The organism is Salicibibacter halophilus, from assembly GCF_006740705.1.
GTDB classification, from domain to species: Bacteria; Bacillota; Bacilli; order Bacillales; family Marinococcaceae; genus Salicibibacter; species Salicibibacter halophilus.
In genome coordinates this window covers 1,613,076-1,630,194 of the sequence record NZ_CP035485.1, presented here as the reverse complement: position 1 = coordinate 1,630,194, position 17,119 = coordinate 1,613,076, and the positions used below count along the sequence as shown (strand labels likewise).

Sequence of the window (17,119 nt, the reverse complement as noted above, 5' to 3'; positions counted from 1 at the left end):
CATCCAATGACCAGTAAGGAGCGTAATAAATTTTTACGCGGTGCCATTTTTTTAATGGCTACTTCAGCCATCGGACCGGCTTTCCTGACGCAAACGGCGTCCTTCACGCAAGATTATATGGCCAGTTTTGCATTCGCGATCGTGGCTTCGCTCGTCATTGATATTGGCGTGCAACTGAATATTTGGCGTGTCATTTCCGTATCAGGCCAGCGCGGCCAGGAGATCGCGAACAAAGTATTGCCTGGGTTAGGATATCTCGTTGCCGGCCTAATTATTTTCGGCGGATTTGCCTTTAACATTGGCAATCTGGGCGGAGCGGGACTCGGGTTAAACGTACTTTTCGACTTGCCGGTAGAAATAGGAGCCATTATTATTACGGTATTCACGATTATCATTTTTTCCGTCCGGCATTTTGGCCGCATTATGGATGTGATCGTGCAAATTGCCGGTGTGGTTATGATTCTTATGACCGGCTATGTTATGTTAAACACGGACCCTCCTTATACGGAGGCATTGGTACAAACAATCTTCCCCGAGGAGAATTACGTAGTGCTTCTTTTGCCGCTAGTGACGATTGTCGGCGGTACGGTCGGCGGTTATATTTCTTTTGCCGGCGGCCACCGGCTCGTAGACGCGGGGATTACCGGAAAGGAAAATGTCGGGTTTGTCAGCAATGCGTCAGTGTTGGGAATATTAACGACGGGCGTTATGCGTGTATTTCTCTTTTTAATGTTTTTGGGCGTCGTCACATCCGGTATTACTCTGGATGAAAATAACCCCGCCGCGACTCCATTTCTATACGCGCTTGGTGATGTTGGATACTACATGTTCGGGATTGTCTTGACGTTCGCTGCCATTAGTTCCGTCATCGGTGTGGCCTATACGAGCATTTCATTTTTACGTTCCTTTCATCCCATTTTCGAAAAATACAACGGCTGGTTTATTGCCGGTTTTATTACGATATCCTCTTTGATATTTATCGCGATTGGGGAGCCGGTCACACTCTTAATTCTCGCTGGTGCAGTTAATGGGATGATCTTGCCGATCGTACTTACGACGATTTTAATTGCCTCCCGAAAAAAATCCATTGTCGGCGATTATCGTCATCCGACTTGGCTTCTTGTTTTTGGAGCGATAACTGTTCTTTTTACGATTGGGGCAAGTATTATCGCTTTTGAAGAAATCGTGGCACTCTGGTTTAACTAATTAGGTGCTGCTGAATAGATAAAAATTCCCTTATTAACAAGGATTTTCGCTATTTTTGTCGAAGTAAAGTGCAAAGGAAAGTCTACAAAGAGACGAAAAAACCTTGCACCTGGAGGACGAAATCATGTATCACCATTCGGAACATCAAATGCTTTTACCCGATGACTTTTTTCTACCATTCGGTGGCCGATTGAACCCGGATAACCGTTGGGTCGTGCTGGCAAGCTTGATCCCGTGGTGGAAAGTAGAAGAAGCGTATAAGGAAACCCTCAAGGACCTGACACAAGGGAATCAAGCGTATTCGGTCCGAATGGCTCTGGGTGCCCTGATTATCAAAGAGAAACTAGGCACGAGTGACCGTGAAACCGTCGAACAGATGACCGAGAATCCGTACCTGCAATACTTCCTTGGCCTGCCTGAATTCACTGAAACAGCGCCTTTCGATGCTTCGACCATGACGCACTTTCGTAAACGTATATCCCGTGAGATGATCGATCAAGTCAATGCGTGGATCGTGGAAGACCAACAATCTCAAAAAGATAGTGGCGATGGCGATGACGATGATGATCATCGCGGAACGCCTTCATCTTCAGCGCCCGCTGAAGAAAAAAAGAAGGAGACAGACGCCGCGGAGACACATCAAGGAAAGCTCTTGATCGATGCCACGTGTGCACCTGCAGCTATCACCTACCCAACGGACTTGAAACTTTTGAATGAAGCCCGTGAAAAGCTGGAAACGATGATTGACGTGTTGCACGAACCATTCCGTGGAAGCCGGAAGAAACCTCGAACTTACCGGAACCAAGCTCGAAAGTCTTACCTGTCCATTGCCAAACAGAAAAGCCCGAAACGCAAGAAGGTACGGAAAGCGATTCGAAAGCAGCTAGGCTATGTGGAGCGAGATCTCAACCATCTGGAGAAACTGTCTCTTCAATCCGGACTCGACCGACTCAGCCGTAAACAGTACGGTGAACTCTTTGTCATCCAAGAATTGTATCGCCAACAAAGGCAGATGTATGATTCAAAGACCCACCGCATTGAGGATCGGATCGTTAGCATTCACCAACCTCATGTTCGGCCGATTGTTCGTGGAAAGGCCCATACGAACGTGGAGTTTGGCGCCAAGTTGTCCATGAGCCTGGTAGACGGATGGGCGTTTCTCGACAACTTGCAGTGGGATGCGTATCACGAAGCCGCTGATCTTCCTGGCGCCGTGGAAGCCTATGCGCAGCGCGCTGGCGTTTATCCCGAAGCTGTTTTGGCGGATAAGATTTATCTCACACGCGAGAACCGAAAGTACTGCAAGGAACGCGGGATTCGCCTAACGGGTCCCAAGCTGGGCCGTCCTCCCAAACAAGAATCCAAAGAACAAAAGCAGATCGAGAAGCAGGATGCCGCAGAACGAAATGCCATCGAAGGGAAATTCGGTGAAGGAAAGCGCACCTATGGCCTTGGTCTTATTCGAGCATGCCTTCGAAATACCAGTGAAACAGTGATTTCCCTCCAAGTGCTCGTCATGAATCTCTCGAAAGCCCTTCGGGAGCATTCTTTTTTTATTTTTTTCATGTATTTGGTTCAGGACGTTCGATGTTCAGAAGGCTCCCCCAAGGTTGCGTGAATGAACGGTAGGTCATTCAGCAACCCCTAATTAGAGGAGGAATTTGAAATGACAACGATTGATATGAACTGTGACATGGGTGAAAGTTTTGGTGTTTATAAAATGGGGGCAGATGAAGAAATTCTTCCCTATATCTCTTCAGCCAATATCGCCTGTGGTTTTCACGCGGGTGACCCTTCCACAATGAGAAAAACGGTGCGGCTCGCCATCGAGAATGGCGCTGCCATTGGTGCACATCCGGGTCTTCCAGATCTCATGGGTTTCGGGAGGCGTCATATAGATCTTTTGCCTGAAGAAGCCTACGATATTGTTGCTTATCAAGTCGGTGCCTTGTGGGGGATTGTCCAATCCGAAGGTGGCCGGATGCGTCACGTGAAAGCACACGGAATGCTCTACAACCGAGCAACGAAAGAGCCTGAATTGTCCGAGGCAATCGCTCGGGCGGTCTATGATATTGATCCGGAGCTTATTCTTTTTGGCCTTGCCGGAGGAGAACTTCTCAAAGCCGGAAAAAACATGGGCTTAAAGACGGGGAGCGAAGTTTTCGCCGATCGGACATATCAGGAAGACGGGACATTAACTTCCCGGCGTGAAGCTAACGCTTTGATCGAAGATGCCGACCAAGCAGCCAATCAAGTCATTCGTATGATTGGCGAACAAAAAGTGCGCTCTCAGCAAGGAAAAGATGTGGACATACACGCAGAAACCGTATGTATACACGGGGACGGGGCATACGCCCTTGATTTCGCGAAAAATGTTCGTGAAAAGGTGGAAAATGCGGGGGTTCAAATACAGGCGATAGGGGGATGAAAAAATAAGTCGTGTTAGACGCATGAAAACAAAAGGTGCGTGATAGCACACCTAGTTGTATAAGCTAAAAAAGTGCACAGGGGAATCCTCCTGTGCACACTCATTAACCCAAAGCATTTTCACTTTGTTGTAAGGCAGGTCGCGAAAGAGAAAAGATGGAAATATCATGTTCTGTCTGTCCATCCAAAGCCAATTGGCTTAAAATTTCTCCGATAACACTTGCAAATTTAAAGCCGTGTCCGGAAAAGCCTGCCGCGATGGCAATATTGGAATGTTTTGGGTGTAGATCGACAACGAAATGTTCGTCCGGTGTTCGAGTGAAAATACAAGCACGTCCCTGCTTTACGTTACCTGCTGCTTGGGGCATATAGGTTTCCAGGAATGTGCGGACATGCCCTTCATCTTCCGGGTATATCCCGTATTCACGGTTGATGTAAGCCGGTTCAGCTTTTTCTCCGGTATCGAAGCGTCCAATTTTCAAGCCGCTGCTATCAAGGCTGGGGAATCCATAATAAACACCGGATGGTACGTCAACGAAAAAAGCAGGAAAACCATTGGCGTCATATAAAGATGGATCGGAGTCAAACCAGGTCGTTGTTTGACGGGTCGGTTGCAGCGGTACATCTATATTTAAATGTCCTAGCACATCTTTGTTCCAAGCTCCGGCACTAATGATTAATTTTTTCGCGGTATACGTTTCATCATCAGTTTTGATAGAAACGGAATCTGTGTCAGCGTCTATATTTTTCACCGGTGTATTAGGCACAATGCTTACACCGTTTTTTTCGGCCAATCGACGATAGGCTCGGATACAATTCTCGCTGTAAAGAACGCCGGAATCGGGTTCAAAACAGCCTTTGTACCCTTCCGGAAGTTGGATCCCCGGCCAGCGTTCATGGATTTCGCTGGCATCCAACAAATCAAGAGACAGGGAATATTCTTTGGAGCTCGCGATCGCTTCGTCAATAAAAGCTGATCCCTCTGGTCCAAATCCTAATACCCCGGTTTTTTCAAAAATGGTCTCGTCCGTTTCTTGCTGCAATTCATCCCACAATGTTTGCGCTCTTAATGCCAGAGGAACATATTCTCTTCCTTCTCCGTAAGCATGGCGAATAATACGCGTCTCCCCGTGGTGGCTACCTTGGGTATGCGGAGGGTCGAAAGCGTCGATGAGCAGTGTTTTTGCTCCTTGTCTGGATAAATAGTAGCCGGCGGCCATTCCCATAGAACCTGCTCCGACAACGATGGCATCATAATCATTTTTGCCCATGGGTGAGGCTTCCTTCAAACTTTGTAACTGCAGCTTCCGCTACTTGTACATCATGCTCGACCGTGCTTCCGCTGACACCGACAGCACCGACGACTTTATCGTCTTTAATCAACGGGATCCCGCCACCGAATACGACAATTTTTCCTTGATTTGTCGTGTTTAGTCCATATAGACTACCGCTAGGTACCGTGGCTTCTTCCAGATTGGATGTCGGCATTTTAAGCGCGACGGATGTCCACGCTTTGTTCTGCGCGATATCGATACTGGCGAGCCACGCATCGTCCATTCGATGGGTAGCGGTGAGGTTGCCGCCTTCGTCCATGATTGAAATTACCATCGATACGCCAAGGTTTTGTGATTCTTGTTCAGCAGCCTCAATTAATGTTTTTGCATCGTTTAAATTCAACAAAATCCCCTCCAAAAAATGAATATTCAAAAATGCATGGCATTTGTTTATAGTATATGTGCCCAGCTATATCACGTAAAATGACTATGATCGATATCTTCGATCATTGAAAATGATACCTTAATAAACCGGTCTTCGTGTCCGTTGTCGTTTGAATCGTTTCAATAAATTTTTTCATTGAATTCGTTAAATACGCATCGGATTGACGAATAAATACGGTTGTTACATGACTGTATTTGTCAGGGAGCTTCATGGTGGAAACCGTACCGTCTTCTTCTAAATGTTGGATGGTGGATTTTGGGAGTAGCGTTACACCTAACCCGGACACAACACAGCCTAGAATGGTTTCCAGCGTGCCAAATTCGATAATTTTAGCCGGGTGTATCCCTTCCGTTTTTATCCATTCTGTTAATTTTGCACGGTAGCTACATCCGGATTTAAAGACAAGCAATGGCTTATGGACAATTTCGTCGATCGTCATAGCTTTATTTGATATTAGCGTTAATTCTTCATGAAAAACATCATGTTGAGTTATTTTAGGATGTTCTTCAAATCCGGTGACAAAGGCACCGTCTAATTGGTGGGTGATGACTTGCTGGACAAGGTCTTCGGTTACTCCCGTGACCAAAGATAAATCTACGTTAGGGTAATCCTCGTGATAAGTAGATAAAATATGAGGGAGTCGTATGATCGTTTCAACTGTGCCTAAATCAAGTTCCCCGGATGGTTCCTCCGAATCTTGAACAACTTTAACCATTTCATCGAGCATTGATAGAACATTATCAGTGTACGATAATAATTTTTTCCCTTCTGGATTTAATTTCATTCCGCGACTGTTACGGTGGAATAATTGGGTGTTTAATTCTTTCTCTAACAGTTGGATTCTTGTCGTAACATGGGATTGCACATAACTTAACTCATTAGCCGCTTTACTGACACTTCCATAAAACGCCACAGTCTTGAATATTTTTAAATCCTTGATTTCCATCTTAAAACGCCTTTCTTTTTAATCCTTATATACATCCGAATGTTGCGACAAAATTAAAACTATGAAATAAACCTTATGCACGACTTTGGCCTTGGAGAAATATAAGGCTCCCTTGTCATTTGTGCGGGAGCCTCTTGTCAAGCAGCCAAATCAACGATCCTGGGAATCCAAAGTAAATTCAAAGGAAAACGAATTGGCATTTTCTACGATTTCTTTAATGTATGTCATCGTAATTTCTGTTGCTTTTTCCGCGGAATAGTCATATCTCCGGTTTAAAACGAGGGTCAACATGCCTTGCCAGGTCAGTTTAATCATCTCCTGGAGGTGTTCTGCGTTTTCTTTCTTAATGTATCCCGCTTCAACACATTCCCCAATTGCGATGCGTTCTCTGTTTGCCATATCAAACTCCATGAACATCGGCTTTAGTTCCGTGGGCAGGTCGTCGAGATCATCCGGGAACTGATCGTAATACTCATCCATCAATTCTTTTGATCCCCCTCCAACATTTGAGGAGAAAATGGCATGATAAATATGCGGTTCAGCAAAGGAATATTTGCAAAAGCATTCCCACATAAGCAAGAATCTTTCCAGGGGGTTGTTTCCTTTCGACATATAGGCGGGGAGTGCTGATGTGTATTTTTTTAAAAACTGTAATGAGGCATAGAATATCAGGTGAGAAAGTTCACTGAAGTAATTATAAATGGTTGCACTGTTATAACCGGCCAAATCAGATACTTTTCGGATGGTGACGTTATCAAATCCTTCCTCTTCAATGATTTGGACGGTGGCATCTATAAAATATCTCATCATCCGGACGGTTTGAATTGCCTTTTTATCCAAGCTTCCACCTCATTTCTGACAGGAGATTGTGAAACCCGACTAATCTCTTTATCAATCTAGCACATTTGGCCCTCGTGCGGCAATAATGGCTCTAATGGTGTCGGAAATCTTTAGAAGAAAAAATTTCAAAATCGGTTTACAATTCTTTATATAGTGATTATTATATAATCACAAATATGTTATAATCATGATTACATTAAATGGCGGGTTAAGAAGAGGGTATTCGAGCACTTGCAGCTATGCTGGAAAAGGTAATTGCTCGAATAAAAAACAGAAAATTATGATTTTAAAAAAGGAGGCTTTTCTTCTGTTGTTGACGGTGGTTTTTGTCACGGGAGATTAGGGAGGGGGATACCAGTGAGTGATCATCCAATGGTGCAAGCTGATTTGCAAACCTTATTTAGTCCGTTAAAAATAGGGAACAAAGAAGCTAAAAATCGAATTGTATCAACTGCACATGCTGTCGCGTGGGATAATGGCACGGGCCTCATCAATGAGCGCCATGTTGGTTATGAAGAAAGAAAAGCTGCAGGTGGTGCCGGAATCGTAATGACGTTTGGTTCGGCTAGTGTCTATGAGGAATCATCGGCTTCCTACGGCTCGATAAGTTTATGGGATGAGCGGAATGAACCTTTATTGAAGGAGCTTGCCGACCGTGTTCATGCACACGGTGCTTTAATCATGTCTCAGGCCACCCATATGGGAAGGCGTGCGGATTCGTCGGTCAGTAGCCGCCCAATACAAGCACCTTCTGCCATTCCGGAAGATGTGCATCGTGAGACTCCTCACGTTTTGCGTATTGAAGAAATACCTCCAATCGTCCAATCCTTTGCTGACGCTGCTAAGCGTTTAGAGCGTTGTGGTTGGGATGGGATTGAAATCACGTCCTTTAGCGGACACTTAATTGAACAGTTTTGGAGCCCCGCCCTTAACCATCGGACGGATAAATATGGGGGAGACTTTACCGGCCGTATGCGCTTTTCAATGGAGGTGCTTCAAGCGGTTAGAGAGGCTGTATCAAGGGAATTCATTATCTGCTTTAGAATGACCGGTGACCCAAAAACCGATGCGCTTGATCTTGATCAGGACGATATGCTCGAAATTGCCACAAAACTTGATGAAACAGGATACATTGATATGTTTAACATTAGCGGTGGTACCGGGGCGACCTATCGCGCCCAGGCAGCAGTGGTTCCCGGAGATACATTTGCAAGAGGGACGTTTAATCATGCGGCACGAAAAATGAAAGCGCAACTTTCTGTCCCTGTTTTAGCGGCCGGGCGGAATCTTGACCCTGGACAGGCGGAACAGGCTTTGACAGATAAGGATTGTGATCTTGTGGGCATGACAAGGGCCATTATCGCGGATCCGGATATGCCACAGCAAGCAAAGACAGGGGAATTTTCAAAAATAAGACCGTGTATTGCTTGTACGGAAGGGTGCATAGGCAGATTATACACCGGCATGCCGGTGATTTGCACGGTGAACCCTGCCATGGGCAACGATGCCTTGGATAATTTCAAACCTGCACAGCATAGACGCAAAATTGTTGTTGTGGGTGGTGGGCCGGCAGGGATGGAAGCCGCACGCGTATCAGCAATTCGCGGACATGAGGTTCATCTGTTGGAAAGCGCAGATAAACTGGGAGGCAAAGTTTATTTTGCTTCTATGGCTTCCGAACGCCCTCATTACGGGAGGCACATTAAATGGCTGGAGCGAGAATTAGACCGGTTCGGCGTAAATGTTCACCTTGATACAAAAGGAACGACGGATAGTGTCTTACTTTTAAATCCTGATGAAGTTGTGCTTGCCACGGGCTCTAATCCTAGAAATGACCATTATGTAACGGATGTCGAGCTTCTTGATGGCAAGATTTCGATCAATGCCGAGCGTAAAGTGTTAGTCTATGACCGGGAAGGGAAATTCAGGGGTGGCAGTGTGGCTCATTTTGCTGCAGAAAAAGGTGCTTCCCAAGTGGAAATCGCCACCCCATTGTGGTCGGTTGCGGAAGATTTGGATGAAATGCAAAAGCCTGAGCTATACCGGTTATTAGCAGAAAAAAATGTGGCGCTGTCTTCAAATAAAAATTTGGTCAAAACGAAGGAAGGCCATCATGTATTAGAGGACATGTGGTCGGAAACAAAGAGGAATGTTGAAAAGGATGAGATCATCGTATTGATCGGTTATGAAGAAGGGGATAATCGTTTGTTTAATCAGATAAAAGCAGCTGCTCCGGAGCTTGAAGTGCAGCTTATTGGTGATGCCGTTTCCCCCCGCCGGTTAAATGATGCGATCTCGGAAGGGGTGCGTGTAGGAAGTACAATATAATCAATGGAAAATGGTTTGAGGCTCCCTTGCAATGTGTGAGGGAGCCTTTATACGGTTTTTTATTTACAGAAGCAGATTTTCGCGATGATAAAGAGACGGATCGTAGTTAACGCAAAATTTATCGAAAAATTTTTATAGGTAAAAATTTCAAAATATGGTTTACAACTCTTTATACGCCGATTATTATATAATCAAGAATATAAAATAATCATGATTACAGAAATACGGAAATAAAATGTTGATGACGTTGCGGAATCCATGGTGCGAAATTGTAAGCGGTTTAGGGGGTGATCATGAGTGGGGAGTAAGTGAGTATTTCTCGTAGCGTTTTATCAGTTTATTTTATCTGAATATTCATTAATTAAGGAGGGAGTTTATATGACATTTGAGGTTAAACCAACAGCAGAGCTCAAAACGTCTAACGATCTTGAGGTGCTGGATGTGCAAAGGCACGTTCCGGTTAACCTGCGGCAAAGCGGGGATAACGGTTCGCGCATGCTGATCTCGCAAAGGGTTCGCAAGTCGCCTTTCTGGCACCTTTCCCAGGAAGCCGGCTGTTGGTGCTATGAGATTTATAACCACATGTACCATCCACGTGCCTACGTGCCGTTGGAGGAGGGCGGGCTCCTCCAAGAATATAAATATCTCACTGAAGACGTCACGCTTTGGAATGTCGCGGTAGAGCGGCAGATTCAGGTGAAAGGTCCCGACGCTGCCAAGCTGGTAGATTTGGCCATTACGCGTTCGGTCGACAAACTCAAGGTGGGAAAAGCTCGCTATGTTATTTTGTGTAACGAAGAAGGCGGAATCTTAAATGATCCGGTCCTCCTTCGTCCGGCCGAAGATGAATTTTGGTTCTCTCTCTCCGACACTGACATTGCCTTGTGGTTGCAAGCGCTCAATTTAAAGAGTGCCTTTGATTGTACGGTGCGAGAAATCGATGTTGCCCCCGTGCAAATTCAAGGCCCAAAGGCAACGGCTCTCATGGCCGATTTGTTTGGTGAGCAGATCCACGAGGTCCCCTATTACGGACTGCTCGAGGGTGAAGTGAACGGTTGTCCCGTCATCGTGTCCCGCACGGGCTTCTCGGGTGAAGCCGGTTATGAGATCTACCTTTATGACGCCAGCGTCAATGCCGAACGGCTCTGGTACCATCTCCTCGATGTCGGCAAGGCTCACAATATAAAAGTGATCGCCCCGGGCCACATCCGTCGAATCGAGGCGGGGATCCTCTCCCACGGACAGGACATGGACCCGGAGACCAATCCATACCAGGTAGGATTGGGTTGGCAAGTGGACCTGAATAAATCCCGATTCGTTGGCAAGGAAGCCCTGGCTCGCATCAAGAGCGAAGGGGTTACCAGCAAACTGGCAGGCCTGAAGTTGGGCGGTAAGCAAATCGATTGGTACCCTGCCGATTTTTACATCGTCTACGCGGAAAATGAGGCCAAACCGGTTGGCTACGTCACCTCCGCATTTTATTCGCCGACCCAAGGGTGTAATATCGGTTACGCGATGTTGCCCGAGTCTTTAAGTGCTATCGGAACGCAGCTTGAAGTGCAACTGCCCGAGCCGTATGCAGGCGGGCGCGTCCCGGCAGAGGTTACAGAGACTCCGTTCAAGCCACCCGAATTCCCGGGCACGGGTTTGACCCAGACCGGCCGGAAGCTTTAGATGTGATATTTCTGGAGGTTAGCGTTTAGAGGTTGGAAGTTGGATTCGGAGACATCGTCCAGCCGATGTGCCCAAGATCCAACCTCTACCTTCCAATCTCTATCCTCCAAATGAAAGAGGGGATGGCAATTATGGAAATGATGGATCGACAATCGTCAGCTGAACGGATCGGACGAATGAACGAACCTCGCTTCGAGCTCATACCCGCGAACCGTATCGTTGAGCGGGCAACGGCGGCGCTCCCGCCCCACGCCACACTTACGGTCACCTGCTCGCCAAAGAAAGGCGTCGATGCTACGATTGACACGGCAATCGCGTTGGCACCTCGGTTCGCTGGGGTGGTTCCCCATATTGGAGCGAGGATGGTCCGGAGTGAAAAGCACCTTGAAGGAATACTTGATAAGCTTCGGATAAACGGTTTGGAAGAGATTTTCGTCATCGGAAGTGACCAGAAGCAACCCCTAGGCCCGTACCGCTATGGCTTCGAGCTATTGCGCTCCTTAGCCACGCGTGATCACGGGTTGCGCCGCATCGGCATTCCAGCGTATCCCGAAGGGCATCCTAACATCAATAATGACATCCTCGCCGAGGACCTTTTGGTAAAAGCGCCTTTCGTGCACTACGCCGTGAGTCAAATGTGTTTCGATTCCGACCAGGTCCTAGCCTGGTTACGACAACAGCGGGAAGCCGGCTTGCAACTGCCTGTCTACTTGGGCATCCCCGGACCGGTGAAACCGGATAAACTTCTTCGCATCGCGGCTAATATTGGTGTGACCGACTCGCTTCGTTTCCTCAGGAAAAACCTAAAGTTATCGGGAAAACTGTTGCACGGATACGACGCCTCCGGCTTAATGAATGCCTACACCCCGCACTTAAATGAGTCGGACTACGGGATCGCCGGGTTTCATATTTATACCTTTAATGAACTGGTTACGCTAAAAAAAACTTTTGATCGTGTAGCTACGTGATTGCAACAGCGATATTATCTGGCCTTTTTCTCTGTTTTAATTATTGTACCTTGATTTTATTACCCCTTGCGCTTCCCGAAAATAACCATTGCCTTCCAACACCTTTTTTGCTACACTAATGTCAACGAACATGAATATATGCGAATGAACATTGCGGGAGAGACTGGCTCAAATGTCGGCACCGAAGGGGCAACATTCACATAAAAACCTTGTGAATGAATCTCTCAGGTAAAATGACTGCAATGGGACGCATCTCTGGAGAGCGCTTAAGCCACCAAAGGGGTAAATTCCGTACGACGGAGTTGAACTCTCAGGTACAAGGACAGAGAAAAGGTGTAGATACCTTTTCTCTGTCCTTTTTTATGTCCAAAGAATCATGCAGTTTTTAGGAGGGGTTTCGATGAGTTTAAAGGAAAACGACGCGACTATTTTTTCGGCTATAGAAGACGAACGGGGCAGGCAGCATGAAACGCTCGAGTTAATAGCGTCAGAAAATTTTGTGAGTGAAGATGTTTTGGAAGCTATGGGGTCGGTCATGACAAATAAATATGCGGAAGGTTACGCAGGGAGAAGGTATTATGGCGGATGTGAATTTGTGGATGTGGCAGAGAACGCGGCCATCGAACGTTTGAAAGAGCTTTATGGCGCAGAATATGCGAATGTACAGCCGCATTCCGGGGCGTCTGCCAACTTGGCCGTCTATTACTCGCAGTTAACCCCCGGGGACAAGGTGATGGGGATGAATTTATCCCACGGAGGACATTTGACCCACGGCAGTCCTGTCAGTATTTCCGGCAAGTGGTTTGACGTTGTCTCTTATGGTGTCAGGGAAGACGATCATTTAATTGATTATGATCAATTGGAAGCGCAGGCAAAAAAAGAACAGCCAAAACTCATCATTGCCGGCGCGAGTGCTTATCCAAGAATCATTGACTTTGCAAAATTCAGGGAAATCGCCGATAAGGTTGATGCAAAACTCATGGTCGATATGGCACATATTGCCGGACTTATTGCAGCGAGGGTTCATCCGTCACCAATGCCGCATGCGGATGTCGTAACCAGTACGACACATAAAACGTTAAGAGGCCCTCGCGGCGGGTTTGTTTTAACGAATGACAAAGATATGGCCAAAGCGATTAACAAGGCTGTTTTCCCGGGCTTGCAAGGTGGACCGTTGATGCATGTGATTGCCGCAAAAGCCGTTTCTTTTAAAGAATCGCTTCAGCCTTCATTCAAAACGTACGCCAACCAGGTTGTTGAAAACGCGATCACACTTGGGGATACGCTAAAAGAAAACGGTGCTGCCCTCGTTTCAGGCGGAACAGACAATCATTTATTACTCGTCGATGTCCGTCCGTGGAATCTAACCGGTAAAGAGGCAGAGCAACTGCTTGAAAAAGCCGGGATTACCGTCAATAAAATACGATCCCGTTTGATCCGGAAAGTCCGTTTGTGACGAGCGGCATTAGAATTGGGACGGCGGCGTTGACGACTCGAGGGATGGGGAAAGAAGAAATGATCGATATCGGTGAAACCATTGCCGATGTACTGGGAAGCAATGGTCGTGCCGATGTCCTTGAAAAGGCGAAAAACAAGACGAATGACATCTGCAAAGCTTTTCCTCTTTTCCAACAAGAAGCGCGTGTATGAGGGGAGTGTAAACATGGAACTTCCGGTTATGGTCGGCTCATCCAGTTCCCATAGATTGTTCGGGATGGGGACAGAGGATGTCCGGATGAAAGACGCTCTTGATATCGCGCAAGAAGTACCAATTTCATATCGAAAAGGGTAATTGCCCGTATTAAGACGTAAACGATATAGCTAATAAAGGAGAAATCTATGGGTAAATTATACAGCAAAGACCATGAATGGGTAGAAACACTAGATGATTACATTGTCCGCATCGGCATTTCAAATTACGCGCAGCAAGAACTTGGGGATATCGTCTTCGTGGAGATCCCTGAAGTTGATGACGAAGTCACCGCGAATGAAAGTATCGGATCCATTGAATCAGTAAAAACCGTATCGGAAATCTATGTACCGATCTCCGGCACCGTTGTGAACGTAAATGAACGATTGGAAGATGAGCCGGAATTAGTCAATGACAATCCGGAAGGCAAAGGCTGGTTGATCGAAGTCAAGATGGCTGACAGGGATGGACTTGAAGATCTGATGAGTGAAACGGGATATCAAGATTTTACTAAAGAAGACTAAGCCGTGCTTAGTATCTGCACGAAGGAGGGATTGATCATGAATACTCAGGTGTTGGGTGAGTCAATAGCAAGTTGGGCAAAAGCATTTCCCCTTCTTGAAGACATTACAGCGTTAAGGCCGGTATGGTGGGAAAATCCATTCAAACAAAGGTGGATGGACGCTTCTTCGTCCGGATTCAAGGTAAGTGAAGCTGATATGAAAGAAGCAGCAGACATGTGGGCAAGGTTTCGGCCGTTTATTGAAAGGGAGTTCCCGGAAACGCGAGAAAACGACGGGATCATTGAATCTCCCTTGCGTCCCATCCCGAATGTGCAAACACAACTTGAAAATCATTATAAAGGAAACATCGAAGGGTCTTTGTATTTAAAGTGTGATAATGAATTACCGATCGCGGGATCCATAAAGGCGCGTGGTGGGATTTTTGAAGTGCTCAGACACGCGGAAACGTTGGCGATTGATAACGGGTTGATCACAAAGGAAGATAACTATGAAAAATTTGCCACTACGGCTTTCAAGGAATTTTTCAATCAATACGCCATTGATGTAGGTTCCACCGGTAATTTGGGCCTTAGCATCGGGATCGTCAGTGCCGCGATCGGTTTCGACGTCTCGGTCCACATGTCCGCGGATGCCAAACAATGGAAAAAAGATTTGCTAAAAGAAAGCGGAGCCATCGTTCATGAGTACAGCGCAGATTTCAGTAAGGCGATTAATGAAGGAAGAAAGTTGTCCCGCGAGAATCCGAACGGATACTTTATCGACGATGAAAACTCGCGGGATTTGTTTTTAGGCTACAGTATCGCGGCCTTCGAATTGAAGGCGCAACTTGATGAACAAGATATCCGTGTGGATAGGGACCACCCGCTGTTTCTTTATCTTCCATGTGGTGTAGGAGGATCTCCGGGAGGGCTGACTTTCGGTCTTAAGCAGATTTTCGGCGATAACGTTCATTGCTTTTTTGTGGAACCTACCCATTCTCCATCCGTCTTAATCGGTCTTTTGACGGAAAAACATGAAAAGATAAGTGTCCAGGATTTTGGCATTGATAATATAACGGAAGCGGATGGTTTGGCTGTCGGAAGGCCATCAAGTTTTGCGACCGCCATTAGTGAAAAACTCATCAGTGGCGTGTATACGGTCGAAGACGATGAGCTGTTTAAAATGTTAGCGCTATTGATGCGCTCAGAAGGTTTAAAAGTCGAACCCTCTGCCGCTTCTGGCTTGCAAGGGCCAATGCAATTATCAAAACACCCTCTTTATATCGAAAATCACGATTTATCATCGCGAATGAAGAAAGCAACCCATGTGGCATGGGCAACAGGGGGATCGCTCATTCCGGAAACAGATTGGAAAGCCATTTATCAAAAAGGGAAATCGCTGTTGGGTGTTTGAAAGGAAAATATATAAATAAGGGCGCTATGAACATGGCCAAGTGGACCTCGAACCGGCAAAAACTCGATCGTGGGTGCGATGGGAGGTCCAACGCACCCCGAGCAGGAGAAAAACGTTAAACAGGGGTGCGATGGGAGGTCCAACGCACCCCGAACGGGTGAAAAACGTTGAATAGAGGTGCGATGGGATGTCCAACGCACCCCGAACAGGAGAAAAACGTTGAACAGGGGTGCGATGGGATGTCCAACGCACCCCGAGCAGGAGAAAAATGTTGAATAGAGGTGCGGGAAGGTCCAACGCACCCCGAACAGGAGAAAAACGTTGAATAGAGGTACGATGGGATGTCCAACGCACCCCGAACGGGTGAAAAACGTTAAACAGGGGTGCGATGGGATGTCCAACGCACCCCGAACAGGAGAAAAACGTTGAATAGAGGTGCGATGGAAGGTCCAACGTACCTCTGGAGGCCAGCCAATACATCTCTGAAAGGAAGAAAACGTAAAATCAAGGTACCGACTCACATCGGGGGCATACTACCCACACCACATGCGCCCTCTTGACATTCCAGCCTTCAGATTGTACACTGAATAAAGAATTGAACATGTTGCACACAAGCAGAAGTACCCACTTCTCACCTGATCGACGCCTTCGGGTTGTTGACTGGTCTGCAATCGAATGAATCGGATTGGATAAGTGGGTGTCGTGTGTGTAAAACGGCGCTCACTTTTTACGTGTGCAAAGCTTTGCTGTGCGCATGTTGCAATGCAATTGTCGGCACATTTCTATGGGTTATTTTTAAGGCTTTCGCCATAAAAGCTTGGCGAAAAGCCAAGTTTTCTAATAAAAATTTAATGGAGGTGGCTCTTTATTCGTAAGGATATGAAGCTTAATGACGGGATTCGCGCCCGCGAGGTTCGCCTCATCGACGCGAATGGGGACCAAGTGGGGATAGTATCGAAACGAGAGGCGCTGGATCGTGCCGAGCAAGCTGAACTGGATCTTGTTCTCGTCGCACCGAATGCAAAACCACCGGTCTGTCGCATCATGGACTATGGGAAATACCGCTTTGAGCAACAGAAAAAAGAGCGTGAAGCACGTAAAAAGCAAAAAGTGGTTAATGTAAAGGAAGTGCGTTTGAGTCCAAACATTGAAGAGCATGACTTCAATACGAAGCTTCGCAATGCACGTAAATTTTTGTCGAAAGGCGACAAAGTGAAAGCAGCCATTCGTTTCCGCGGTCGCGCCATTACGCATTCATCCATTGGCCGTGATATTTTGGAACGTCTTGCAGACGAAACGAAAGATGTTGCAACCGTTGAAACAAAGCCTAAGATGGAAGGGCGCAGCATGTTTTTGATGTTGGCCCCCATGTCAGACAAAGACAATAAGAAAAAGTCGTAGCAAG

General features: G+C 46.6%; 14 protein-coding genes, 1 pseudogene and 2 riboswitches. Of the genes and pseudogenes, 11 read left to right on the top strand and 4 right to left on the bottom strand.

Annotated features, from left to right (window positions below; translation table 11 throughout):
- Positions 1–6: 6 nt before the first annotated feature.
- From EPH95_RS07900 to EPH95_RS07890, 3 genes are all read left to right on the top strand, one after another.
- Complete coding sequence (locus tag EPH95_RS07900; RefSeq protein ID WP_142091538.1) at positions 7–1,206, top strand: NRAMP family divalent metal transporter; 1,200 nt, start codon at positions 7–9, stop codon at positions 1,204–1,206.
- A 124-nt stretch (positions 1,207–1,330) separates the two neighbouring features.
- Positions 1,331–2,824 carry an IS5 family transposase gene (locus EPH95_RS07895; protein ID WP_142088887.1) on the top strand — a complete coding sequence of 498 codons (1,494 nt, stop codon included), beginning with the start codon at positions 1,331–1,333 and terminating at the stop codon, positions 2,822–2,824.
- Between the two features lie 48 nt (positions 2,825–2,872).
- Positions 2,873–3,634 (top strand): LamB/YcsF family protein, encoded by a 762-nt coding sequence (locus EPH95_RS07890; RefSeq protein ID WP_142088885.1) that lies wholly within the window; start codon positions 2,873–2,875, stop codon positions 3,632–3,634.
- A gap of 103 nt (positions 3,635–3,737) precedes the next feature.
- Here EPH95_RS07890 and solA read toward each other — a convergent pair whose 3' ends face one another.
- The 4 genes from solA to EPH95_RS07870 form a co-directional block, all read right to left on the bottom strand.
- Positions 3,738–4,904 (bottom strand): N-methyl-L-tryptophan oxidase, encoded by a 1,167-nt coding sequence (gene solA, locus EPH95_RS07885; RefSeq protein WP_142088883.1) that lies wholly within the window; start codon positions 4,902–4,904, stop codon positions 3,738–3,740.
- Positions 4,891–5,310, bottom strand: a complete 420-nt coding sequence (locus tag EPH95_RS07880; protein WP_227004095.1) for a GlcG/HbpS family heme-binding protein — start codon at positions 5,308–5,310, stop codon at positions 4,891–4,893. The genes solA and EPH95_RS07880 overlap by 14 nt, the downstream gene beginning before the upstream one ends.
- Positions 5,311–5,413: 103 nt before the next feature.
- A complete protein-coding gene (locus tag EPH95_RS07875; protein ID WP_142088881.1) occupies positions 5,414–6,298 on the bottom strand; it encodes a LysR family transcriptional regulator in 885 nt (294 codons plus the stop codon).
- Positions 6,299–6,448: 150 nt separating this feature from the next.
- Positions 6,449–7,138 carry a TetR/AcrR family transcriptional regulator gene (locus tag EPH95_RS07870; RefSeq protein WP_227004094.1) on the bottom strand — a complete coding sequence of 230 codons (690 nt, stop codon included), beginning with the start codon at positions 7,136–7,138 and terminating at the stop codon, positions 6,449–6,451.
- Between the two features lie 357 nt (positions 7,139–7,495).
- On the opposite strand from EPH95_RS07870, the gene EPH95_RS07865 reads away from it, so the two are divergent.
- The 8 genes and pseudogenes from EPH95_RS07865 (at position 7,496) to infC (ending at position 17,115) form a co-directional block, all read left to right on the top strand.
- Positions 7,496–9,466: an oxidoreductase gene (locus EPH95_RS07865; protein ID WP_142088879.1), complete on the top strand. Its 1,971-nt coding sequence runs from the start codon at positions 7,496–7,498 to the stop codon at positions 9,464–9,466.
- A 378-nt stretch (positions 9,467–9,844) separates the two neighbouring features.
- On the top strand, positions 9,845–11,140 hold the full coding sequence (locus tag EPH95_RS07860) for a glycine cleavage T C-terminal barrel domain-containing protein (RefSeq protein WP_142088877.1): 1,296 nt from the start codon (positions 9,845–9,847) through the stop codon (positions 11,138–11,140).
- 32 nt (positions 11,141–11,172) lie between these two features.
- The gene (locus tag EPH95_RS07855; RefSeq protein ID WP_142088874.1) at positions 11,173–12,108 is read left to right on the top strand and encodes a methylenetetrahydrofolate reductase; all 936 of its coding nucleotides are present in this window, start codon (positions 11,173–11,175) and stop codon (positions 12,106–12,108) included.
- Between the two features lie 144 nt (positions 12,109–12,252).
- A riboswitch (glycine riboswitch) is annotated at positions 12,253–12,358 on the top strand.
- 2 nt (positions 12,359–12,360) lie between these two features.
- A riboswitch (glycine riboswitch) is annotated at positions 12,361–12,437 on the top strand.
- A gap of 71 nt (positions 12,438–12,508) precedes the next feature.
- Positions 12,509–13,758 (top strand): annotated as a pseudogene (gene glyA, locus EPH95_RS07850) (serine hydroxymethyltransferase).
- A 13-nt stretch (positions 13,759–13,771) separates the two neighbouring features.
- Positions 13,772–13,900, top strand: coding sequence for a hypothetical protein (locus tag EPH95_RS19485; RefSeq protein ID WP_264372005.1), 129 nt, complete (start codon positions 13,772–13,774; stop codon positions 13,898–13,900).
- A 47-nt stretch (positions 13,901–13,947) separates the two neighbouring features.
- On the top strand, positions 13,948–14,322 hold the full coding sequence (gcvH, locus tag EPH95_RS07845; RefSeq protein ID WP_142088871.1) for a glycine cleavage system protein GcvH: 375 nt from the start codon (positions 13,948–13,950) through the stop codon (positions 14,320–14,322).
- A gap of 36 nt (positions 14,323–14,358) precedes the next feature.
- Entirely contained in the window at positions 14,359–15,714 is a 1,356-nt protein-coding gene (locus EPH95_RS07840) for a D-serine ammonia-lyase (RefSeq protein ID WP_193557009.1), read from the top strand.
- 879 nt (positions 15,715–16,593) lie between these two features.
- Positions 16,594–17,115 (top strand): translation initiation factor IF-3, encoded by a 522-nt coding sequence (infC, locus tag EPH95_RS07835; RefSeq protein WP_142088869.1) that lies wholly within the window; start codon positions 16,594–16,596, stop codon positions 17,113–17,115.
- The last annotated feature ends 4 nt before the right edge of the window (positions 17,116–17,119 follow it).

What these genes read in the sequence shown, in the direction of transcription:
- EPH95_RS19485 (WP_264372005.1), top strand. Translation starts at nt 13,772, where the DNA reads ATGGAACTTCCGGTTATGGTCGGCTCATCCAGTTCCCATAGATTGTTC.
- solA (WP_142088883.1), bottom strand. Translation starts at nt 4,904, where the DNA reads ATGGGCAAAAATGATTATGATGCCATCGTTGTCGGAGCAGGTTCTATG.
- EPH95_RS07890 (WP_142088885.1), top strand. Translation starts at nt 2,873, where the DNA reads ATGACAACGATTGATATGAACTGTGACATGGGTGAAAGTTTTGGTGTT.
- EPH95_RS07895 (WP_142088887.1), top strand. Translation starts at nt 1,331, where the DNA reads ATGTATCACCATTCGGAACATCAAATGCTTTTACCCGATGACTTTTTT.
- infC (WP_142088869.1), top strand. Translation starts at nt 16,594, where the DNA reads ATGAAGCTTAATGACGGGATTCGCGCCCGCGAGGTTCGCCTCATCGAC.
- gcvH (WP_142088871.1), top strand. Translation starts at nt 13,948, where the DNA reads ATGGGTAAATTATACAGCAAAGACCATGAATGGGTAGAAACACTAGAT.
- EPH95_RS07860 (WP_142088877.1), top strand. Translation starts at nt 9,845, where the DNA reads ATGACATTTGAGGTTAAACCAACAGCAGAGCTCAAAACGTCTAACGAT.
- EPH95_RS07875 (WP_142088881.1), bottom strand. Translation starts at nt 6,298, where the DNA reads ATGGAAATCAAGGATTTAAAAATATTCAAGACTGTGGCGTTTTATGGA.
- EPH95_RS07900 (WP_142091538.1), top strand. Translation starts at nt 7, where the DNA reads ATGACCAGTAAGGAGCGTAATAAATTTTTACGCGGTGCCATTTTTTTA.
- EPH95_RS07840 (WP_193557009.1), top strand. Translation starts at nt 14,359, where the DNA reads ATGAATACTCAGGTGTTGGGTGAGTCAATAGCAAGTTGGGCAAAAGCA.